Here is a 22885-nt window from a genome sequence, read left to right on the forward strand (position 1 = left end):
TCTGCCGAGGATTAAACATGCTTAAAACAGCATAAATTACATCCGATATGTGACGTGTGTCGCATTGTTCATTTTAAGTTAAATCTTGTGGTTCGACATCAATCGACCAGCGAATTTTCTTTGCAAGAGGTAACAATTGGATCGCAGGTTTTGCCACGCTAAGCAGCTGCTGCAGCGTTTTCCGATCAGGTGCTTGAAGCAGCAGTTGCCAACGGTAACGGCCAGCTCGGCGGGCGAGTGGGGCAGGGTTTGGCCCCATCACCATGGTGTCTTGATTAAAGACTGGGCTTGATTCAAATATCGACCGAATTTGCTGTAAAAACTGCTCAACTTGCTCACTCTGGTTTGCCTCTGCCCGGATCAACGTCAGGTAAGTATACGGGGGTAACCATGCTTGTTTTCGTTCGTTGAGCGCATCAGCCGCGAAATGATCGTACCCTTTGTGTAATAGCGATTGCAGCAATGCATGCTCGGGGTGGTGCGTTTGAAGCACAACTTCCCCCGGCTTACTGGCGCGACCCGCCCGTCCTGCCACTTGGATAAACAGCTGAGCTAGTCGTTCTGATGCGCGAAAGTCATTGCTGAACAAAGCACTGTCGACATCAATGAGGCTAACAAGGGTGACATCGGGGAAATGGTGCCCTTTGGCGAGCATTTGTGTGCCAATCAAAATTTGGTATTCATTTTTGCGAATGGCTTCAAGGTAGTTTTCAAGGCTGCCTTTTAACCGTGTGCTATCGCGGTCGATACGCACCGTCTTGAATTCGGGAAACAGTGTCGCGAGCTGTTGCTCAAGTTGCTCGGTGCCAACCCCGACAGCATTCAATTGAGTCGAACCACAATGCCCACATTGGGGCATGATAGGGCGCTGGGTTGCACAATGGTGGCAGCGCAGTTCGCCACTTTGCTGATGAAACGTGTAATAGGCATCACAGCGCTTACACTCTGCTAACCAACCACATTCGTGGCATATAACCGCTGGTGAGAAGCCGCGACGGTTGAGAAACAACATGACCTGGTTGCCAGCTTGAAGGTGCTTGCGCATTCTGGCGATCAACGGCGCTGATAGGCCTGCATCGAGGTAAAGGCCTTTGACATCCAGCACCCCGTGGCGTGCCGATTGCGCTTGCCCTGCTCGGCGGGTGAGTGTCAGGTAGTGATATTTGCCGGTTTTGGCATTATGCAGGCTTTCAAGCGCTGGGGTGGCAGAGCCTAATACAATCGGAATGTTTTCACGATTTGCACGCATAACTGCAAGATCCCTGGCGTGATAACGTAGGCTATCTTGTTGTTTATAAGATGCATCATGTTCTTCATCGACAATGATGATCCCAAGGTTTGCAAAGGGGGTGAATAGTGCCGAACGTGTCCCAATAATGATCCCAGCTTGGTTATCTCGACCGCCTAACCATGCTGATAGCCTTTCGGTGTCATTGAGCCCTGAGTGGATGGTTTCAAGTGGCACATTGAACCGGCGGCGAAAGCGATTGATGGTCTGCGGTGTTAGGCCTATTTCCGGTACTAAAATCAATGCTTGTTTACCGGCAGCCAGCACGGGCTCTAGCAGGTTAAGGTAGACTTCAGTTTTACCGGATCCCGTCACACCTTCCAATAAATAGCAGCCAAACTCAGGGTTGGCATTCACGGTTGCAATGGCTAATGCTTGCTCTTCATTGAGCTTGGGTTTCTCTTCGGTGACGGCAAATTGGTTCTGCCAATTGCGACCAACCGGTTTTTCTTCCACACTTTCAATCCACCCTTTGTCACTCAAGGTTTTTAGGGTTGCTGTGGTGATATCTTCAGCTAGCAAGGCTTCATGGCTGGCTTTGCCTTGGCGCAGCGCATTAAGCACCTGTACTTGGCGTGGCGCGCGCTTCAAGGCCGTGATCGGCTGTTCTTGCCCCGCAGCCGTCAAATGCCACATTTTCAGGCTTGATGGTGCCGCTTCACGCCCTTTTCTGAGCAGCGCAGGCATAGCGTTTGCCAAGGTATCGCCAAGCGGGAATTGGTAATAACCACTCGCCCAATTTAAGAGCTTGAACAGGGGCGGGTGCCACAACGGAGCGTGGTCTAATACGGCATAAAGTGGTTTGAGTTGTGCGAGCGGAAAGTCAGAGCTATCTGTAATTGCGATGACAATACCAACCAACTGCTGACGCCCAAAAGGGACTTTAACCCGCCCACCAATGACGGGTGCTTGCTCGGGTTTGATTAAATAATCAAACTGTTTATCAAGGGGAACAGGAAGGGCCACTCGGGCTATATTGGGCGTCATATCTAACCGCAGAATCCGCATGTACTAAGATAGAGAAGTGTACCTTGCCAAGCCGCTAGCAGCAAAGCGGTGAAAAAAGGAGCGTATCTGTTGATCTAGGGAGGATGATTGATTACTATACGCCGCCTGAATTCGGTGTATTGGCTATGCTGCCGTTACACTATTATTATTAACGACGTGTGGTGCCCGGCTTTGGATCGGGAGAGCGACACGGCCTTACTTTTGAGGTTATCCCATGAAACAAGGTATCCACCCACAGTACACTGCAGTTAACGCTCGTTGTTCTTGCGGCAACACTTTCGTATTTAACTCTACTATGAGCAAAGACATCAACCTTGATGTATGCGATAAGTGTCACCCTTTCTACACTGGTAAGCAGCGTCAGGTTAGCACTGGTGGTCGTATCGACAAATTCAACAAGCGTTTCGGTGCTCTTTCTACCAAGTAATTGGCAGAAAATGTTGAAAGAAGAGGGATGCTACGGCGTCCCTTTTTTTATGCCTATTTATTATAAGACTAAACATCCCTCGACGAATCCCTGCCTCATTTTCTGCTAGTATCTTTAATAACCAAATGTATTCTGGTGCATTGATTTATATCGCTCTGAACCAAAAAGTTTGCACGAATTGCTCTATACAGGCTTAGCTGTGCGACTATATTCCGTGATTGAAAGCGATGAAATTGATAGTTATTGACCACTTTCGCCTTTACTTGACTATTCTGCTCGGGAATTAATGGCATGACCAGATGTTCGATACTAGGATTTTGTGCTGCTATAGAATATGCTCTACCTCTAAATTATTAAATAAAGTCACTTCCAGTCAGGATTTCGAACACTATGTCGTCTGAAGATTTTCGCCAACAAGCTTTGCACTACCATGCTTACCCAGTACCAGGCAAAATTGCCGTTGAACTCACTAAGCCAGCCAATACTGTAGAAGATCTTGCTCTTGCTTATAGCCCAGGTGTGGCTGAGCCAGTGCGTGAAATCGCACAGAATGCTGAAAATGTTTATAAGTACACGGGTAAGGGCAACATGGTTGCTGTTATCACCAATGGTACTGCGATCCTTGGCCTTGGTAATTTAGGCCCATTGGCATCGAAGCCAGTCATGGAAGGTAAGGCGTTATTGTTCAAGCGCTTCGCAGGCCTAGACTCGATTGATATCGAAGTTAAACACCGTACGATCGATGAGTTTGTTGATACCGTTGCGAACATTGCTGACACCTTCGGTGGTATCAATCTTGAAGATATCAAAGCCCCAGACTGTTTTGAGATTGAAAAGCGTTTGATCGAACGCTGCCATGTACCGGTTTTCCATGATGATCAACACGGTACCGCAATCGTAACGGCTGCGGGCATGCTTAATGCACTTGAGCTTCAAGGCAAAGAGATTGGCGAAGCTGTGATTGTTTGTCTAGGTGCTGGTGCGGCTGCGGTTGCTTGTATGGAGCTATTGATCAAGTGTGGCGCACAGCGTGAGAAGATCTACATGCTTGACCGTAAAGGTGTGATCCACACACGTCGTGACGATATCAATGAATATAAGCAATTATTCGCCAATAATACCGATAAGCGCACATTAGAAGATGTTATCGAAGGTGCTGATATCTTTGTCGGTGTATCTGGTCCAGACTTGCTTGCGCCAGAACTGCTTAAGCTTATGGCGGATCAGCCGATTGTTTTTGCTTGTTCGAACCCTGATCCAGAAATTAAACCAGAGCTGGCTCATGCCGTTCGCGATGATTTAATTATGGGTACAGGTCGTTCTGACTACCCGAATCAGGTAAACAACGTTATCTGTTTCCCATTCATTTTCCGCGGTGCATTGGATGTGCGTGCGAGTGAAATTAATGATGAAATGAAATTGGCTGCGGTAAAAGCGATCCGTGAACTAGCCCAAGAGCCAGTACCTGCGGAAGTGGTTAAAGCGGCTGGTGTCGATAAGCTAGAGTTTGGCACCGATTATATTATTCCAAAACCGATGGATCCACGTTTGCTACCACGCGTTGCGAAGGCAGTCGCGCAAGCCGCGGTTGATTCGGGTGTGGCTCGAATCGAGATGCCTGTCGGTTATATGGAAAGCTAATCTGCTTTAGGTTGCCTTACCAATAAAAAAACCAGCCCCAGGCTGGTTTTTTTATTTTTGTTGACGAGAAAAGGAGGTTTACTCGTTAATGTCTTCGTACTTAATGCCCATCTCTTCCATTAGCGCTTTTGCTTCGGCTGGCAAGTCGTCAGGGCAATCTTTACGGATATCTTCATCGGTCGGCAGGGGCTGGCCCGTGTATGCGTGCAAGAAGGCTTCACATAGCAACTCGCTGTTGGTGGCATGGCGTAAATTATTCACCTGACGGCGAGTGCGCTCATCAGTTAAAATTTTAAGCACCTTCAATGGAATCGAAACAGTAATTTTTTTTACTTGTTCGTTTTTCTTACCGTGTTCCGCGTATGGACTGATGTATTCGCCATTCCACTCTGCCATTGTTAACCTTCTCAGCGATGTTTGATTGAATAAATATGATAGGAGTGAATTCTAGCCGGATTTACTGCCATAAGCAAAGACATGTAGACGTCTAGAAGTGTTGACGTCTTTTGTAAATATGGTTATGTTGTTGCATAAACGTTATTCGCAGCAGGGGCTCGCCCCGACAAGGAAAGTAATATGAGTGATAAGAAGCTTGCCACTATAGCCGTTCGTACTGGCATTGAGTCAGACTCTCAGCACAATGCCGTTGTGCCGCCGATTTACCTGACATCAACCTACAGCTTTCCTCGGTTGGGTGAGCTTCCACAATATGATTATTCTCGCTCTGGTAACCCCACCCGTAACATGCTCGCCGATGCCTTGGCAGAACTCGAAGGCGGCGCAGGTGGTGTGGTAACCAGCTGTGGTACTGCTGCAATTAACTTACTCGCATCGGCCTTGCTTGGCCCAGATGATCTGGTTATTGCCCCACACGATTGTTATGGCGGTACGTATCGTTTGTTTAATACGCGAGCGACGAAAGGTGACTTTAAGGTCCGTTTTGTTGATCAAACCGACCCTGAGGCCTTGGCTCAAGCATTGGCATTAAAGCCAAAACTGGTTTGGGTTGAAACACCGTCTAACCCATTACTGCGAATTGTAGATGTTGCGGCATTGTGTACATCTGCAAAGCAAGAAGGCGCATTGGTTGCGGTTGATAATACTTTCTTATCTCCAATCCTTCAGCAGCCCATTGCACTAGGGGCTGATTTTGTGATCCATTCAACAACCAAGTACATCAACGGCCATTCAGATGTTGTCGGTGGCGTATTGATCTCTAAAGAAGCGGAGCAGGCCGAGACGATTGCTTGGTGGGCGAACTGTATTGGCGCAACGGGCGCACCGTTTGATGCTTATTTGACGCTGAGAGGCTTACGAACCCTTGCTCCAAGAATGCGGATGCATGAAGAAAACAGCGCCAAAGTGCTGGCTTATCTACAGCAACAGCCGCTTGTGGGACAAATTTACCATCCAAGTCAGCCTGAGCACCCTGGTCATGACATTGCGCTTAAGCAGCAAAAAGGCTTTGGTTCAATGCTGAGCTTTGAGATTGCAGGAACCTACTCGCAGCTTGAAGAGTTTGTTCACGGACTGAAGTTCTTCTCACTGGCAGAGTCGCTTGGCGGTACTGAAAGCTTGATCTGTCACCCTGCCAGCATGACTCACCGTGCAATGTCGGATGAAGCGCAGGCAGAAGCGGGCTTAAAGCCTTCTTTACTGCGTTTATCCGTTGGTTTGGAAGATGCTGATGATCTGATTGCGGATCTTGACCAAGCATTTAAGAAAGTGACGGAGGCAGTGTAATGACCCAACTAGCAGTACGCCAACTTCATAAATTTGGTGGTAGTAGTCTGGCTGATCCTGAATGTTATCGTCGCGTTGTTGATATCCTCAATCAGTATTCTGGTGAGAATGATCTAGTGGTGGTATCAGCGGCAGGTAAAACCACGAATAACCTGATCCAATGGGTCGAGTTATTGGGTAAAGATGGCCGCCAAGCCCATGAAACATTACAGTCATTACGCCAATTTCAGCAGCACTTGATTGAAAGCTTGCTACATGATGGTGTTGCTGATGACTTGTTGACCCAGCTACACCTTGAGCTTGCGGATCTTGCGCGTCTTGGTGAGCAGGCACTGACAGAGACGGATGTTGCGAATGTGCTCGGTCATGGTGAGCTATGGTCAGCACGCTTGCTGGCAGCATTGTTAACTCAGCAGGAAATGACTGCGACGGCACTCGACTCACGTACGTTTTTACGGGCTGAGCGAGCGGCACAGCCTGAAGTTGATCGTGCTCTGTCATGGCCCTTGCTGAAAAGCCAGCTAGTTCAGCATAGCCAGAACCGTATTGTTATCACCGGTTTCATGGCTCAAAACATCGCCGGAGAAACCGTATTGCTCGGCCGTAATGGTTCTGACTATTCGGCAACGGTGATTGGTGCCTTGGCGGAAGTTTCGCGCGTGACTATCTGGAGTGATGTTGCAGGGGTTTACAGTGCAGATCCTCGGAAAGTGGTTGATGCCTGCTTACTGCCATTACTTCGTTTAGATGAAGCGAGTGAACTCGCCCGTTTAGCGGCGCCAGTATTGCATAGCCGAACATTACAGCCAGTGGCACAAAGTGCGATTGATTTAACCTTGCGTTGTAGTCATCAGCCTGAATCGGGCTCTACACGTGTTGAGCGGGTACTGGCTTCTGGCCGGGGAGCGAAGATCGTTACCTCGCTTGATGATGTCTGTTTGATTGAACTTGATATTGCGCGTTTTCATGATTTTGAGCCGATTGTGACTGAACTTGAACGTACCCTGCAACGTGCCCAGTTACTGCCACTTGCGCAGTCGACTGCGCCGGATAAAGGATTGATTCAACTCGCCTATACTGCTGAGGTTGTTAATAGCGTGCTGGCTTTACTGCAAGACAGCGGTATTGCGGCAGAGCTGCGCCTACGCGATGGCTTTTCATTGGTTGCGGCTGTCGGTGCTGGCGTGGTGAATAATGCCATGCATTGTTATGGCTTCAACCAGCAATTAAAAGCACAACCTGTTGAGTTCACCACTGAATCTGATTCGGGGTTGAGCCTTGTTGCGGTGCTTCGACTGGCCAATACCGACGATGTGATCCAGCAGGTACATCAAAGCCTTTTCCAAGCACAGAAACGGATTGGTTTAGTGTTGTGTGGTAAGGGGAATATCGGTAGCCGCTGGCTTGAGTTATTTGATACAGAAAAGGCACAGCTTGAAAAACGTCATGGTATGAGCTTCACTCTGGTCGGGGTGGTCGATAGCCGCCGCTGCTGGATTGATTTTTCTGGCATCGAACCAACCAACGCCTTATCAGCTTATGATGATGAAGCCACTGAGTACCAAGGTGATGAGTGGCTATCAACCCTAGCGTCTCATTCTTATGATGATGTGATTGTATTAGATGTTACGGCGAGCCAAGTGTTGGCGGAACGTTATCCGCAAATCGCAGAAAGTGGCCTTCATTTGATTTCCGCAAATAAAGTGGCCGGCTCTGCATCGGGTGAGCAATACCACCGTGTCATTGATGCATTTGCAAAAAGTAGCCGTAATTGGCTATATAACGCGACGGTAGGGGCTGGCTTGCCGATTAACCATACAGTACGTGATTTATCAGAAAGTGGTGATTCAATCATTGCGCTGTCTGGTATCTTCTCCGGTACATTGTCGTGGCTGTTTCAACAGTACGATGGCTCGCTACCGTTCTCACAGCTCATTGAACTAGCTTGGCAACAAGGGTTAACCGAACCTGATCCTCGCCACGACCTTGATGGCAGTGATGTGATGCGCAAGTTAGTGATCTTGGCAAGGGAGTCTGGATTACCACTTGAGCCAGAGCAGGTTAAAGTGGAAACATTGGTGCCAGATCAGCTAGCAGGTTTAACGTTGGACGGCTTTTTTGAACAGGCTTCAGTCTTGGATGAGCTGTTGTATGAACGATTAACCAAAGCGCAGAAAGAAGGCAAGGTACTACGTTATGTTGCTCGTCTTGATCGCCACGGTAATGCTGTGGTTGGGGTAGAAGCTTTGCCACAAGAGCATGCTTTGGCTAATTTATTGCCATGTGACAATATCTTTGCCATTGAAAGCCGGTGGTATCGCGATAACCCATTGGTGATCCGTGGGCCGGGCGCTGGACGTGATGTAACTGCTGGTGCTTTACTCTCTGATATTAACCGTTTAGCAACGATGCTCTAGTTATTTCTCAGTAGCGATATTATCGGTGTTGAAATGGATTGTTAGTCATAATTAGTACTTCTTACTATCTTTGTAGTGAATGATATTAGCTGTGAGCGAATAATTGAAAAAGCCTGCTACCAGCAGGCTTTTTGCTATCTATTGATGTTGAAGTTTTTGCAATGTGAAGTTGAAAAATATTCATGATCATCATGTTGACATTAAATTGGTTACAGGACATTCTGTAGACATATAGACGTCTAAACGGTTATTTGAGACGTCAGCTTTAGGGAGAGGCCAACAAGGCCAACATAGGAAGGATTGCAGTATGGGCTATTCACACGCAAGTCACTTGGATTCGCTAAATCAGAATATTGCTGATATTAACGGTGACATCAACGTATCATTTGAGTTTTTCCCGCCAAGCAGCGAGAAAATGGAACAGACCCTATGGAATTCTATCCAACGCCTGAAAACGCTAAAGCCTAAATTCGTCTCGGTGACTTACGGTGCCAACTCTGGTGAACGTGATCGTACCCATTCAATCATTAAAGATATTAAAGAGCAAACGGGTTTAGTGGCAGCACCTCACCTTACGTGTATCGATGCAAGCCGTGATGAGTTACGTACTATTGCCCGTGATTATTGGAATAACGGTATTCGAGACATTGTGGCATTACGGGGTGATCTACCTGCACAAGGCGTTAAACCTGATATGTATGCTGCCGATTTGGTTGCTCTATTACGTGCTGAGGCAGACTTTGATATTTCAGTTGCGGCTTACCCTGAAGTGCACCCGGAAGCCAAAAGTGCTCAAGCTGACCTCATTAACTTAAAGCGTAAAGTTGATGCTGGTGCTAGCCGAGCAATAACCCAGTTCTTTTTTGATGTCGAAAGTTACCTGCGTTTTCGTGATCGCTGTGTGGCGGCGGGTATTGATGTTGAAATTGTTCCTGGCATTTTACCGGTTTCTAACATGACCCAAGCGAAGCGCTTTGCAAACATTAATAACGTGAAAATTCCAAGCTGGATGGAAAAACAATATCAAGGTTTGGATGATGACTTGTTAAGCCGCCAGATGGTTGGTGCGAGCAATGCGATTGATATGGTGCGTGTATTGAGCCGTGAAGGGGTTAAAGACTTCCACTTCTATACATTGAACCGTGCTGAGCTGACGTATGCGATATGCCATACGCTGGGCGTGCGAGCCCAAGAAGGCATTGCTTAATTTTAAGCAATGATAAAGCTAAAAGAAAAGCCGCTATCTAGCGGCTTTTTCATTTTTGGTATCTCTAAACCTAGAGACTAGATTAGAGAGCTACTGGGCTATTTGGCGCGTCGATATCTTTTAGTTCGACAAGTACCTCTTCTGCCCAGTCAATCCAAGCCTGACGGTTATGGACGGCACGACGGAGTGTTAATCGGTCTAGTCGAGATTGGCGGTCCATATTCTGGTAGTCCGCAAAATGTACTTTTTCCATTTCGCTGTAATGACTGATCAGGGTATGAGACTCTTCAATTAAAGCCTCTAGTTGATGCTGCATTGGCTCTGAGTTGTAAACACTGCAAACAACCAGCTTTGCAGAGAACTCATCACGAATGGTTGGGTTGCGAGCTGGCTCTTGGAACCATTCGAACAAAGTCTGACGACCTAGATCTGTGATTGAATAAACTTTACGGTCAGGCTTACCTTCTTGTGGTTCAAGTTGACAAGTTACCTGATCGTTGGTGGCCATTTTGTTTAATTCACGATACACCTGTTGGTGGCTCGCTTTCCAAAAATAACCAATACTGTGTGAAAACTCTTTCGTGATATCGTAACCAGTTGCGTCGCGGGTGCTCAGCACGGTTAAAATGACATGTGGTAGTGACATCTCTTCTATCCGTTAAAATACTACAAAAATAAAGAAATCAATCAGACAAACGTTACCCTTCGCTCTTTGGCGTTTTTATAATCGTTTTGTTGCACTCATCTCGTTGCAGTGCCTGATCGAGATCACGTAGCATACACACCAACGCGCTATTTATCGACACTAGAGAGTGCTAAGGCGAAAATCTAGTGTAACCAATTGCTCATATTGTGATGCTGTTCTATATATTTTACGCTTGTGTGTATTGATGCAGTGAAGCCTGTTTCGATTCATCTGCTTTCACAGCGTTAATAATTACATTAGCTTATGCGCCTAGTTACAGGGTGTATCATTAGTGAGTCACTTTGGTGTTTCTGTGGTGAATGTGTTAACAAAAAAAAGACCACAAAATGTGGTCTTTTTAACGATGGCAATCTAATGATTAACCGGTGTTACGCATACCTGTTGCAATACCAGCGATGGTTACCATCAGCGCCTCTTCCATCATTGGTGACGGTTCCTGCTGTTGGCGGGTACGGTAAAGCAACTCAGCCTGAAGCATGTTCAGTGGCTCAACGTAGATATTTCGTAGGCGAATGGCTTCAGCACCCCATGGGTTTTGTTCCATTAGGTGCGCACTATTTTCAACCGTTAGTACAGCATTGATATCCTGCTGTAGCTGATCGCGAAGCTGCTGGCCAAGAGGCCACAGTGATTTATCGGTCAGGCGTTGGTCGTAGTATTCAGCAATACCGATATTGGTTTTGGTAAACACCATTTCTAGCATGCCAAGGCGAGTTGAGAAGAATGGCCATTCACGACACATTTCCTCTAGCTGTGGCGCGTGTCCTTTATCGATAGAGAACTGGATCGCTTTACCTGCACCTAGCCAAGCCGGTAGTAATAGGCGGTTTTGGCTCCATGCGAAAATCCAAGGTATCGCGCGTAAACTTTCAACGCCGCCATTCGGGTTACGTTTGGCTGGTCGAGAGCCCAGTGGCAGTTTACCTAGCTCGAGCTCAGGGGTTGCTGCGCGGAAGTATGGAACAAACTCTTCATTACCACGAACAACGTCACGGTACGCTTCACAAGAAACTTCTGATAGCACGTCCATCAGCTCGCGCCAGTTTTGTTTCGGTGCTGGTGGTGGCAATAGGTTGGCTTCCAGAATTGCACTCGCATAGAGGCTCAAGCTGTTCACTGCAACGTCAGGTAAACCAAGCTTAAAGCGGATCATCTCGCCTTGCTCAGTCACCCTCATGCCGCCTTTTAGGCTACGTGGTGGTTGTGAAAGCAATGCAGCATGCGCTGGCGCACCACCACGACCAATTGAACCACCACGGCCGTGGAACAAGGTTAATTCAACATTGGCCTCTTCGCAGACTGATACTAAGGCTTCCATGGCGCGGTATTGCGCCCAACCTGCTGCCATTACACCGGCATCTTTGGCTGAATCGGAATAACCAATCATCACCATCTGGTAGTTTTGAATAAAGCCGCGGTACCAGTCAATGCTCATCAATTGCTTGATAACATCTTCAGCATTATTTAAATCTTCCAGTGTTTCAAACAGTGGGCAAACATCCATGCGGAACGGACAGCCTGCTTCCTGCAGTAACAGGTGAACAGCAAGTACATCTGAGGCTGTTCGGGCCATTGAAATGACATAAGCCCCAAGCGCTTCACGAGGCTGCTCGGCAATTGCCTTGCAGGTTTCAATCACTTCACGTACGTCGTCAGATGGCTCCCAGTCGCGTGGAAGCAATGGACGCTTAGAGGAAAGCTCACGCACAAGGAAAGCGATTTTGTCTTGCTCGCTCCATTGGTCGTAGTCACCAAGCCCAAGGTAGCGGGTCAGCTCTGAAATCACATCTGAATGGCGCGTGCTTTCTTGGCGGATATCAAGACGAACAAGGTGAACCCCGAAACACTTGATACGGCGTAGAACATCCAACAGGTGGCCATCGGCAATGATACCCATACCGCATTCGTGCAGCGATTGGTAACAGGCATAGAGTGGATCCCAAAGCTGTTCTATTTCGGTAATGATACCGAAATTAGGGACATCGAGTCCTTTGATTTTGGCATCTAGCACATCGCGAGTATTGGTCAGCTTTGTGCGTAAGTCCTTTAAGATCGCACGGTAGGGTTCGTGTTCATCACCTGCCAGTTCACGCACGAGGTCATTGCATTTTACCATCGATAGTTCGCTGACCAACTCTTGAATATCACCAAGGTAAAGATCGGCGGCTTTCCAGCGTGACAGTAAGAGTACCTCTCGGGTGACCTTAGAAGTGACAAACGGGTTGCCGTCACGGTCACCGCCCATCCAAGATGAGAACTTCACTGGCGCCGCATCAATTGGCAGCCCTTCGCCCAGGTGGTTGGTGAGCTTTTCATCAAATTGGCGGAGGAATTCTGGTACAGCTTGCCATAGTGAATTTTCAACGACGGCAAACCCCCACTTGGCTTCATCAAGCGGGGTGGGTCTTTGCTTGCGGATCACATCCGAGTGCCATGCTTGAGCAATAAGCTGTTCAAGGCGACGTTCGACTTTCTGACGCTCACTTTCTGAAAGCTCGCTAAGCTCTAGATTGGATAGACATTTGTTGATTTGAACAAGCTTATGGATCATGGTTCGACGAGCGATTTCAGTCGGGTGTGCGGTTAGCACTAAATCAATATTGAGATCGCGAACGGCTTGAATGGAATCGAACTGACTAACGTCTTTGCTGCTGAGCTTACCAAATAATGCATCAATCGAATCAGGACTACAGATATTTTCTTCACAATGACGTGAAACAGTATGGTATTGCTCGGCAATGTTGGTCAGGTTTAAGAATTGACTAAAGGCACGTGCAACCGGCAGTAGCTGTTCATCCGGTAAATTTTGCAGTTCGTTGATCAGCTTGGCGCGATCATCTTGATTTCCTGCGCGGGCAGATTTAGACAACTTGCGAATGGTCTCTACTTTTCCTAGAAAATCATCACCATGTGCATCTTTAATGGTATTGCCTAGCAGGTGGCCAAGCATACTAACGTTACTTCTTAGCGCGCTGTACTTTTCGTTCATATCGCATCCATCTCGTAAGTTTGTTACATCCAAATACTTTGCTGTATAGCTACAATCTATCCGCGAACCTGCTTTGAGGTCAACATGGATTGTATTTCGCGGTAAGAAAACGACACTACATTGATATTTGTCATGATATGAAACTGAACTTGTAACAAAGTTTCATCAAATAGCGATATGAAGCACAAAAATCGCGTGTTTTACCACCTTATTGTTTGAGTTAACTGCAGGCTGACTTATAAATGATATGATCTTCTTTAACTGGTTGGTAACAGTGTGATTGACAGAGCTTTTGGCTAAAGATTATCTTTTACTGCTGGTTGGCTTATATGCACTTATTTAGTCTTAGGCATTTAATTGCCACTTTTTTCTTACTTCTAGTTGACAGGCATAAGATTAATCGGTAAACATATTAATTCAAAAGATATGAATAAAAACCTAATCACTATTTTGTGAAATGAAACCACACTTTTTATTCTGAGTAATGGATAGACTCTAGCTGTATAGGAAGCTGTTAACATGAACCAAGCGAATATTCAAAATCTGAATTCCCTCCGACGACGCTAAGTCTCACTCGCTTGGTGCACTCGTGCGCCCCCAGCAGTTTTACTGCTATTTGATTACCTACGATACCCACATACAAAAACGGATTTACTATGTTGAACACCTTAATTATCGGTGCCAGCGGCTACACAGGCGCAGAATTGGCAAAAATGGTACAGGCTCACCCTCAGCTTAACCTTAAAGGCTTATATGTTTCTGCAAATAGTCTTGATGCAGATAAGCCGATCAGTGACTTACACGGCCAATTAAAAGGCATTATTGATCTACCGTTACAACCTTTAAATAACCCGGAAAATGTTGCCAAACAAGCTGACGTTGTTCTATTGGCAACAGCGCATGAAGTTAGTCATAACTTAGCGCCTATTTTTCTTGCAGAAGGCTGCCAGGTATTTGATCTGTCAGGTGCATTCAGGGTGAAGGGCGATGAGTTTTATACCCAGTTTTATGGTTTCGCACACCAACACGCTGCGTGGCTGGAAGAAGCAGTGTATGGCTTGGCGGAGTGGAATAAAGAAGAAATAGCCAAGGCTCAATTGATTGCGGTGCCTGGCTGTTATCCAACAGCCTCTCAATTGGCACTTAAGCCTTTGCTAGAAGCCGGGTTGCTCGAGACGAACCAGTTACCTGTTATTAATGCTGTGAGTGGTGTGTCAGGCGCTGGGCGTAAAGCGAGCATGACGAACAGCTTCTGTGAAGTAAGCTTGCAAGCATATGGCATATTTAACCATCGCCATCAGCCTGAAATCTCAGCACACCTTGGTCAAGAGGTCATCTTCACGCCGCATTTGGGTAATTTCAAGCGTGGCATTCTCGCGACAATTACGGCCAAGTTAGCTGACGGTGTGGATGCTGCGCAAGTGGCAAGCGCCATGGCGGCAGCGTATGACAGTCAAAGTGAACAGCATGCTGTTAGGTTGCTCGGTGAGCAGGCCGCGAATCTCCAGTCGGTTGTTAATACCTGCTTTTGCGATATTGGTTGGAAGGTACACGCTGGTCACATCGTCTTAACATCGGCGATTGACAATTTATTGAAAGGTGCATCATCACAAGCGATGCAGTGCATAAATATTCGAAATGGTTTCCCGCAGTTAACGGCGTTGGTTTAGGAGTATTGCCATGAGTCAGGTTCCTTTAGTTATTAAGTTAGGCGGTGCAGTTCTTTCGTGCACAGAGACGCTTGAGAAATTGTTTAGTGCAATCAATCAATACCAGCAGCAAGCACAGAGACCACTCTTGCTGGTTCATGGTGGTGGCTACCTTGTTGATGATTTGATGGCGAAACTTCAGCTTGAAACGGTTAAGAAAGACGGCTTAAGGGTGACACCCGCTGAGCAAATCCCCTATATCGCCGGGGCGTTGGCGGGGACGGCCAATAAGCTACTTCAGGGCCAAGCACAGAAAGCGGGTGTTGCCGCAGTTGGCTTGAGTCTGGCTGATGGTGGCCTTTGTCAGATCACTGAACTTGATCCTGAGTTAGGTGCCGTGGGGAAAGCGGCGCCTGGTAACAGCCAGCTGGTTAGCCAAATTATGGCATCTGGTTTTTTGCCTATCGTGAGCTCTATTGGCCTAGACAGTAATGGCGCTCTGATGAACGTCAATGCTGATCAGGCTGCGGTAGCGGTAGCGGCGGCATTAGATGCTGAGCTGGTGTTGTTGTCTGATGTCAGCGGTGTATTGGATGGTAAAGGTAAATTGATCAGTCAGTTGACCGAGACTGAGGCGGAAGCCTTGATTACCCAAGCGGTGATCACTGACGGCATGATTGTTAAAGTTCGTGCTGCTTTTGAGGCAGCAAAAACGTTGGGTCGCCCGATTGAAGTGGCAACGTGGCGTTATCCCGACAAACTGGCTGCACTCTTTGATGGCCAGAGCATCGGTACTAAATTTTCGCTGTAAGCGTTATGCGACAGTGAGCAAGTTATTTCTATATGGACACATTAATCGCCTGAGCGGGATGACCGTCGAGCAGGTTACTAGGAGAGTATTATGAGCAAGGTATCTAAAGTTGTATTGGCCTATTCCGGCGGTCTGGACACATCGGCCATCATTCCATGGCTGAAAGAGAACTATGACTGTGAAGTTGTCGCTTTTGTTGCTGATGTTGGTCAGGGTGAAGCGGAGCTTGAAGGCATTGAAGAGAAAGCAATTGCGTCGGGTGCGTCATCTTGTTATATCGCCGATCTAAAAGAAGAGATGGTGCAAGACTATATATTCCCAAGCCTTAAGACGGGTGCTATTTACGAAGGTAAATACCTACTGGGTACATCCATGGCGCGCCCTATTATTGCCAAAGCGCAAGTTGAATGTGCGCTGGAAGTCGGGGCCGATTCACTGTGTCATGGCTGTACGGGTAAAGGTAATGACCAGGTGCGTTTTGAAAGTGCTTATGCTGCACTAGCCCCTCAACTTACCGTGCTTGCCCCTTGGCGTGAGTGGGATTTACGTAGCCGTGAAGCGCTACTCGATTACCTTGCTGATCGTAAAATTCCATGCACGGCATCGTTGGAAAAAATCTATTCACGAGATGCGAATGCATGGCACATTTCAACCGAAGGCGGTGTATTGGAAGATACGTGGAATCAGTCAAATGAACTGTGCTGGGTATGGACCAAAGATCCAGAGCAAGCACCTGAGCAATCGGAGCTCGTTTCTATCTTGGTTGAAAAGGGTGAAATTGTTGCCGTCGATGGTGAAGCCATGTCACCGTTTAATGCCCTGACTTACCTTAATGAAAAAGGTGCCGAGCATGGTGTCGGTCGTATCGACATTGTCGAGAACCGTTTGGTTGGGATGAAGTCGCGTGGCTGTTACGAAACCCCGGGGGGCACCATCATGAATGAAGCCTTGCGTGCGGTTGAGCAACTTGTACTTGATAAAGAGTCTTATGAGTTCCGTGAAAGCGTTGGCCTTAAAGCCTCACACCTTATCTATGATGGTCGTTGGTTTACGCCGTTATGCAAATCGCTACTCGCAGCTGCCGATGAATTGGCGCAAGATGTGAGCGGTGAGGTTGTGGTGAAGCTGTATAAAGGTCAAGCTACCGTTGTTCAGAAGCGTTCAGTTAACAGCTTGTATTCAGAAGAGTTTGCGACGTTTGGCGAGGATGAGGTGTACGATCACAGCCATGCTGGTGGTTTCATTCGTCTGTACTCGCTAGCTAGCCGCATTCGTGCCCTGAACGAACAGAAAAAGTAATCGAAGCAATCATAAGTATCAAGCAAGTCGAGTAGAAACATAGGAGAAGTACCATGGCACTCTGGGGCGGACGGTTCAGTCAGGCAGCTGACACACGGTTTAAGCAGTTCAACGATTCATTGCGTTTTGATTACCGTTTGGCGGAGCAAGACATCGTAGGCTCGATTGCTTGGTCAAAGGCATTACGTCAGGTGGATGTTCTGACGGATGAAGAGCAACAAAGGCTGGAGCTCGCACTTAACGAGCTCAAGCTAGCTGTGATGGAAGATCCTGAGCAGATCTTGCGTTCAGACGCTGAAGATATCCATAGCTGGGTTGAACAGCAGTTGATCAGTAAAGTGGGTGACTTGGGCAAGAAGTTACATACCGGTCGTTCACGTAACGATCAGGTCGCGACAGACTTGAAGCTTTGGTGCCGCCAGCAAGGGCAGCAACTTCAGTTGATGTTAGATCAGCTGCAAAACCAGCTTGTAACGGTTGCTCGTGAACATCAAGGTACGGTACTGCCAGGATACACTCATTTACAGCGTGCTCAGCCTGTGACTTTTGCTCATTGGTGCTTGGCTTATGTTGAAATGTTCGAACGTGACTACTCGCGTCTGCAAGATGCAATGGACAGACTTGATACTTGCCCATTGGGCTCTGGTGCGTTGGCAGGTACGGCTTACCCTATCGATAGAGAGATGCTGGCACACAGTCTTGGCTTCCAACGCGCGACGCGTAATAGCTTGGACTCGGTGTCGGATCGTGACCATGTGATGGAGCTGTTATCGACAGCCTCTATTTCAATGTTGCACCTATCGAGAATGGCTGAAGATTTGATTTTTTATAATTCAGGCGAATCAAATTTCATCGAGCTTGCGGATACCGTGACATCTGGCTCTTCGTTGATGCCACAAAAGAAAAATCCGGATGCGCTTGAGCTGATCCGTGGTAAGTGTGGCCGGGTTTATGGTGCGATGACAGGCATGATGATGACAGTCAAAGCACTGCCGTTGGCGTACAACAAAGACATGCAGGAAGATAAAGAGGGCTTGTTCGATGCTCTTGATAGCTGGTATGAATGCATGGAAATGGCCGCATTGTGCTTCGATGGTATTCAAGTAAACAAAGACCGGACTTTAGAAGCGGCAATGCAAGGCTACTCCAATGCCACAGAGCTTGCTGATTACTTAGTCGCAAAAGGCATTCCATTCCGTGAAGCGCACCATATTGTCGGGGTTGCAGTGGTTGCCGCTATCGCAAAAGGCTGTGCGCTCGAAGAGCTGTCTCTTGACGAAATGAAAGTTTTCTCGGAAGTCATCGATAGTGACGTCTACCCAATATTAACCATAGAATCCTGTTTGGATAAACGTTGTGCGCTAGGTGGCGTAGCGCCAAATCAGGTGGACTATGCGATTGGGCAGGCCGAGAAGCGTTTAGAGAAGCGTTATTCCCCTGGGGTGAAGGTGCGTGGTGCGCGACTCACTGATCTGGATGCGATTGAGGGCATGGTGACTTACTGGGCTGGCTTGGGTGAAAACCTACCAAGGCTGCGTAATGAACTGGTGCGTGATATTGGCTCGTTTGCGGTAGCAGAGCATCATGGGACTGTCACGGGGTGTGCGTCGCTGTATGTGTATGATTCAGGATTGGCCGAAATACGCTCTTTAGGGGTTGAGGCTGGCTGGCAGCAGCAAGGGCAGGGTAAAGCGATTATTGATCACTTAATCGAGAAAGCCAGCCAAATGGCGATTAAAAAAGTCTTTGTGCTAACGCGTGTACCCGAGTTTTTCATGAAACAAAGCTTCATACCAACCTCGAAGTCATTGTTGCCAGAGAAAGTGATGAAAGACTGTGACCGCTGCCCTCGTCAGCATGCTTGTGATGAAGTGGCACTGGAAGTGCGCCTAGACCAAGAGCAAGTTATCCCTACGGTAAATGTTGCTTAGCGTTTTGCGTCTTAGCGTTTATTGAACCATTAAAGCCCGGACTTAATTGCCGGGCTTTTTGTGTTTTGACGAGTGAGAATAGTGGATCTTGAGTGCGGAAAGGCCATGAAGGCAAAGTAATAGGCTAAAGATACCTGCGGCACAAAGCAGGGTGAGTGACTCTACTGTTGTGGGGGTTGTCCGGTAAAAATACCACCATGCCCCCCAGCTGGCAGGGACGAATAGTAGCAATTGGATTACGCAGCGTCGGCAGCGACCAAGCTTTTGTTTTATTCGTGAAGAGGTGCAGGTATGGCAACTCATAGTCGTGCCTTTCTTTGTCGTTCGAATCCCCGATGGTAGCAGGCTATTCCATATAGCCTCAAATAAAAAAGCCCTCACAAAGAGGGCTGGTCGGTAGTGCAAGGGTAATAAGTTGGCGATGTACTGTTAACAGCCTGGGCCGCAATCGAGACAGTGCTTGACCATTTCAGGGCCAAGGTGAAGTTTCGCGTTCAAATCTCGTAATGCTGTACGGACACCTTCTTCAATAACTGGGTGGTAGAAAGGCATATCAAGCATCTCTGCCACGGTCATTTTGTTCTGATGTGCCCATGCCAATAGATGCGCAAGGTGCTCAGCATTGGGACCCATCATTTCCGCGCCAAGGAATCGGCCGGTACCATGCTCACCATAGACATGCAAAATACCTTTGTTGCGCAGCATGACGCGCGAACGGCCTTGGTTTTCAAAAGAGACAGCACCTGTTTCAAAGCAACCACACGTACCTAAGCGAGTGGTGATTTCCTTGTAGGTTTCACCCACCATTGCGATTTGCGGATCAGAGAACACCGCAGATATTTTTGAGCGGCGCAGGCCTGCACGAATATCGGGGAAGCGACCTGCGTTATCGCCAGCAATGCGGCCTTGGTCAGCGGCTTCATGTAGCAGTGGTAGTTGGTTGCTGGCATCTCCGGCAATAAAGATGGAATCAACCGATGTCTGCAGTGTGAAGTGATCAGCAACAGGTACGCCGCGATCATCAAGTTCAACCTGAGTATTTTCAATTGCTAGTTTATCGACATTTGGACGGCGGCCAGTGGCTGCCAGCACATAGTCAACATTGATGGTTTGCAGCACGCCTGATTTATCAAGGTATTTGATCTTGACGCTGTCGCCATCGCGTTTCATGCTTTCGACATTCACATCGGCATCAAGGTAAAACTCTTCGTTGAAAGCTTTATCGGCATAAGCCATGACTGAAGGGTCGGTCAGCGGGCCGACTTGGCCGCCTAGGCCAAACATTACCACATCGACATCGAGGCGTTTTAGAGCTTGTCCAATTTCAAGGCCAATAACACCTGGACCGAATACGGCAACAGAATTTGGTAGGTCGTCCCAATCAAAGACATCATCATTGATGATCAGGCGATCGCCTAATTCATTCCATACCGCAGGATAAGCTGGGCGCGAACCTGTTGCGATAACAATGCGCTTAGCAGAAATTTGGGTGTGGCCATCAATCAGTAGGGTGTTGTTATCAACGAAGTTGGCGTAGCCGGCAATTTTATCTTCGGCTGGGATCTCGTCGACACCCTCTAAAACGAAGCCAACAAAACGGTCACGCTCGCGTTTGATACGATCCATGACTTCATGGCCGTTAATCACAATTTCACCTTGTGGGTGAATACCAAACGCTGGCGCTTTTTCAATTTGATGGACGCTTTCTGCGGCGGCAATTAATAACTTTGATGGCATGCAGCCAACACGTGCGCAAGTCGTGCCGTATGGACCACCTTCAATCATTACAACACTATCGGTATAGGCTTTCGCTGCACGGTAAGCACCAAGTCCAGCTGTACCACCACCAATGATGGCCACATCAACATTCAAAGTTTTCATTTGTTATCTCCACGCAAATCTTGCTATTGGCCCAGCGTGATACTGGGCCTTTGTTCTTTTTATTACCGAACTTAACCTAGGTAAGCTTCTAGTTCTTCGCTACCACCGATGTGCTTACCACCGATGAAGACCTGTGGAACCGTACTACGGCCAGAAATGGCACGTAGGCTTACTGTGGTTGCGTCTTTACCAAGAATGACTTCTTCGTATTGCAGGCCTTTGTCGATAAGGTTTTGTTTTGCTTTGGCACAGAATGGGCAACCAGGTTTTGAGAACACAGTAATCGATTCTTGTAGCTGGTGGCTCGGTGCAATGTGCTTCAACATCGTGTCAGCGTCAGATACTTTGAACGGGTCGCCAGGCTCGTCGTTTTCGATGAACATTTTTTCAACCACGCCGTTTTTCACCAGCATGCTGTAGCGCCATGAACGCGGACCAAAGCCTAGATCTTCTTTGTCGACCAACATGTCCATGCCTTTTGAGAACTCACCGTTACCATCTGGAATGAATGTGATGTTTTCTGCTTCTTGGTCAGCTTTCCAAGCGTTCATAACGAAGGTATCGTTGACAGATACACATAGGATTTCATCGACACCGTGTTCAGCGAAGATAGGTGCTAGCTCGTTATAGCGAGGTAGATGGCTTGATGAGCACGTTGGTGTAAATGCGCCTGGTAGGCTGAAAACAATCACTGTTTTGTTAGCAAAAATCTCGTTAGTTGTTAGGTCTACCCACTGATCACCTTGGCGAGTGTGAAAAGTGACTTGAGGGATTGCTTGACCTTCTTTAGATGCGAACATAACTATTCCTTTATTTTTCAAAGTTAAATTGGTTGTTTTCCCAACCGGAGCATAATACTTATTGCTCCCTGTTGATGTGATGATTATGCGATTTCTCGCTTGATAGTTCTAATCGTTTGCTGTTATGGTTTTGATAGTTTATATCTATCAAAGTAGTTAGCGATGAATATCCGTGATCTTGAATACCTAGTTGCTCTGTCTGAGCATAAGCACTTTCGTAAGGCGGCTGAAGCATGCTTTGTGAGTCAGCCAACCTTGAGTGGGCAGATCCGCAAACTGGAAGATGAGCTAGGTGTCGCCTTGTTGGAACGTACCAGTCGTAAGGTTCTCTTTACTGATGCTGGATTGAGCTTAGTCGCTCAAGCGCAGAAAGTACTGTTAGAGGTGAAGGTACTGACTGAATTGGCGAGCCAGCAGGGAGAAAGCATGTCGGGGCCGTTACATATCGGGTTTATTCCGACTGTCGGCCCGTATTTGTTGCCACATATAATTCCGCAAATAAAAGCGAGTTTCCCTGAACTTGAGCTTTTCTTACACGAGGCGCAAACCCATCAGTTGGTTAAGCAGTTGGAAGAAGGAAAACTGGATTGCATCATTTTGGCTGCCGTTGAGGAGACAGAGCCATTCATCGAGTTACCCCTCTACCACGAGCCGATGATACTAGCAGTACCGGAAGATCACCCTTGGTCGTCGCTCGATTGCCTCGATATGCTGGAGCTGAGTGGGGAAACGGTATTGATGCTTGGTGACGGTCACTGCCTGCGTGATCAGGCGATGGGGTTTTGTTTTGCCGCGGGTGCGACTGAAGATGGCAGTTTTAAAGCAACCAGCTTGGAAACGCTGCGCAATATGGTGGCGGCAGGCAGCGGAATTACCTTGTTACCTAAACTGGCAACACCCAAAGAGCGCGAGCGCGACGGGGTATGTTACATCACAGCAGAAAACCCTGTCCCGACCCGATTGATAACCTTAGCTTACCGTCCGGGCTCACCACTCAAGGCGCGCTATGAGAAACTATCAGAGCTGATTCAACAGCATATTGCTAACATACTACCGGCTGAAAAAACGCTGTAGTGTGTATACAAAAA

The 22885-nt window shown here is 47.5% G+C and carries 17 protein-coding genes; 10 read left to right on the forward strand and 7 right to left on the reverse strand.

All coding sequences use genetic code 11. From position 1 onward, the window contains the following. Positions 1 to 73 precede the first annotated feature (73 nt). Complete coding sequence (priA, locus tag L4D78_RS06840; protein WP_428466213.1) at positions 74 to 2275, reverse strand: primosomal protein N'; 2202 nt, start codon at positions 2273 to 2275, stop codon at positions 74 to 76. 235 nt (positions 2276 to 2510) lie between these two features. Between priA and rpmE the strand changes: the two genes are divergently transcribed. Both rpmE and L4D78_RS06850 read left to right on the forward strand, forming a co-directional pair. Then, positions 2511 to 2723: a 50S ribosomal protein L31 gene (rpmE, locus tag L4D78_RS06845; protein ID WP_428456632.1), complete on the forward strand. Its 213-nt coding sequence runs from the start codon at positions 2511 to 2513 to the stop codon at positions 2721 to 2723. Positions 2724 to 3113: 390 nt separating this feature from the next. Further along, positions 3114 to 4364, forward strand: a complete 1251-nt coding sequence (locus L4D78_RS06850; RefSeq protein WP_428466214.1) for a malic enzyme-like NAD(P)-binding protein — start codon at positions 3114 to 3116, stop codon at positions 4362 to 4364. A 78-nt stretch (positions 4365 to 4442) separates the two neighbouring features. Here the strand turns inward: L4D78_RS06850 and metJ are convergent, their stop codons facing one another. Continuing rightward, positions 4443 to 4760, reverse strand: a complete 318-nt coding sequence (metJ, locus tag L4D78_RS06855) for a met regulon transcriptional regulator MetJ (RefSeq protein WP_428456634.1) — start codon at positions 4758 to 4760, stop codon at positions 4443 to 4445. Positions 4761 to 4940: 180 nt separating this feature from the next. Between metJ and L4D78_RS06860 the strand changes: the two genes are divergently transcribed. The 3 genes from L4D78_RS06860 to metF all read left to right on the forward strand — a co-directional run bounded on the left by L4D78_RS06860 (position 4941) and on the right by metF (position 9731). Further along, a complete protein-coding gene (locus L4D78_RS06860) occupies positions 4941 to 6107 on the forward strand; it encodes an O-succinylhomoserine (thiol)-lyase (protein ID WP_428466215.1) in 1167 nt (388 codons plus the stop codon). Next, positions 6107 to 8524: a bifunctional aspartate kinase/homoserine dehydrogenase II gene (locus L4D78_RS06865; RefSeq protein WP_428466216.1), complete on the forward strand. Its 2418-nt coding sequence runs from the start codon at positions 6107 to 6109 to the stop codon at positions 8522 to 8524. The genes L4D78_RS06860 and L4D78_RS06865 overlap by 1 nt, the downstream gene beginning before the upstream one ends. Before the next feature lie 307 nt (positions 8525 to 8831). Beyond that, entirely contained in the window at positions 8832 to 9731 is a 900-nt protein-coding gene (metF, locus tag L4D78_RS06870; RefSeq protein ID WP_428466217.1) for a methylenetetrahydrofolate reductase, read from the forward strand. Between the two features lie 82 nt (positions 9732 to 9813). Here the strand turns inward: metF and L4D78_RS06875 are convergent, their stop codons facing one another. Together L4D78_RS06875 and ppc are read right to left on the reverse strand one after the other, a co-directional pair. Next, positions 9814 to 10377: a PadR family transcriptional regulator gene (locus L4D78_RS06875; protein ID WP_428456638.1), complete on the reverse strand. Its 564-nt coding sequence runs from the start codon at positions 10375 to 10377 to the stop codon at positions 9814 to 9816. A 418-nt stretch (positions 10378 to 10795) separates the two neighbouring features. Further along, positions 10796 to 13426 (reverse strand): phosphoenolpyruvate carboxylase, encoded by a 2631-nt coding sequence (gene ppc, locus L4D78_RS06880; protein WP_428466218.1) that lies wholly within the window; start codon positions 13424 to 13426, stop codon positions 10796 to 10798. 656 nt (positions 13427 to 14082) lie between these two features. On the opposite strand from ppc, the gene argC reads away from it, so the two are divergent. From argC to argH, 4 genes are all read left to right on the forward strand, one after another. Further along, positions 14083 to 15096 carry an N-acetyl-gamma-glutamyl-phosphate reductase gene (argC, locus tag L4D78_RS06885; RefSeq protein WP_428466219.1) on the forward strand — a complete coding sequence of 338 codons (1014 nt, stop codon included), beginning with the start codon at positions 14083 to 14085 and terminating at the stop codon, positions 15094 to 15096. Between the two features lie 10 nt (positions 15097 to 15106). Then, entirely contained in the window at positions 15107 to 15886 is a 780-nt protein-coding gene (argB, locus tag L4D78_RS06890; RefSeq protein ID WP_428466220.1) for an acetylglutamate kinase, read from the forward strand. A gap of 90 nt (positions 15887 to 15976) precedes the next feature. Then, positions 15977 to 17185 carry an argininosuccinate synthase gene (locus L4D78_RS06895; RefSeq protein WP_428466221.1) on the forward strand — a complete coding sequence of 403 codons (1209 nt, stop codon included), beginning with the start codon at positions 15977 to 15979 and terminating at the stop codon, positions 17183 to 17185. Between the two features lie 53 nt (positions 17186 to 17238). Beyond that, complete coding sequence (argH, locus tag L4D78_RS06900) at positions 17239 to 19116, forward strand: argininosuccinate lyase (RefSeq protein WP_428466222.1); 1878 nt, start codon at positions 17239 to 17241, stop codon at positions 19114 to 19116. Between the two features lie 42 nt (positions 19117 to 19158). Here argH and L4D78_RS06905 read toward each other — a convergent pair whose 3' ends face one another. From L4D78_RS06905 to L4D78_RS06915, 3 genes are all read right to left on the reverse strand, one after another. Next, positions 19159 to 19419 (reverse strand): DUF3624 domain-containing protein, encoded by a 261-nt coding sequence (locus L4D78_RS06905; protein WP_428466223.1) that lies wholly within the window; start codon positions 19417 to 19419, stop codon positions 19159 to 19161. Between the two features lie 126 nt (positions 19420 to 19545). Next, on the reverse strand, positions 19546 to 20997 hold the full coding sequence (locus tag L4D78_RS06910) for a dihydrolipoyl dehydrogenase (RefSeq protein WP_428466224.1): 1452 nt from the start codon (positions 20995 to 20997) through the stop codon (positions 19546 to 19548). A gap of 71 nt (positions 20998 to 21068) precedes the next feature. After that, positions 21069 to 21797 carry a glutathione peroxidase gene (locus L4D78_RS06915; protein ID WP_428466225.1) on the reverse strand — a complete coding sequence of 243 codons (729 nt, stop codon included), beginning with the start codon at positions 21795 to 21797 and terminating at the stop codon, positions 21069 to 21071. A 162-nt stretch (positions 21798 to 21959) separates the two neighbouring features. Between L4D78_RS06915 and oxyR the strand changes: the two genes are divergently transcribed. After that, on the forward strand, positions 21960 to 22871 hold the full coding sequence (oxyR, locus tag L4D78_RS06920) for a DNA-binding transcriptional regulator OxyR (RefSeq protein WP_428466226.1): 912 nt from the start codon (positions 21960 to 21962) through the stop codon (positions 22869 to 22871). The last annotated feature ends 14 nt before the right edge of the window (positions 22872 to 22885 follow it).

This window comes from Photobacterium minamisatsumaniensis, assembly GCF_050336695.1.
GTDB lineage: Bacteria > Pseudomonadota > Gammaproteobacteria > Enterobacterales > Vibrionaceae > Photobacterium > Photobacterium minamisatsumaniensis.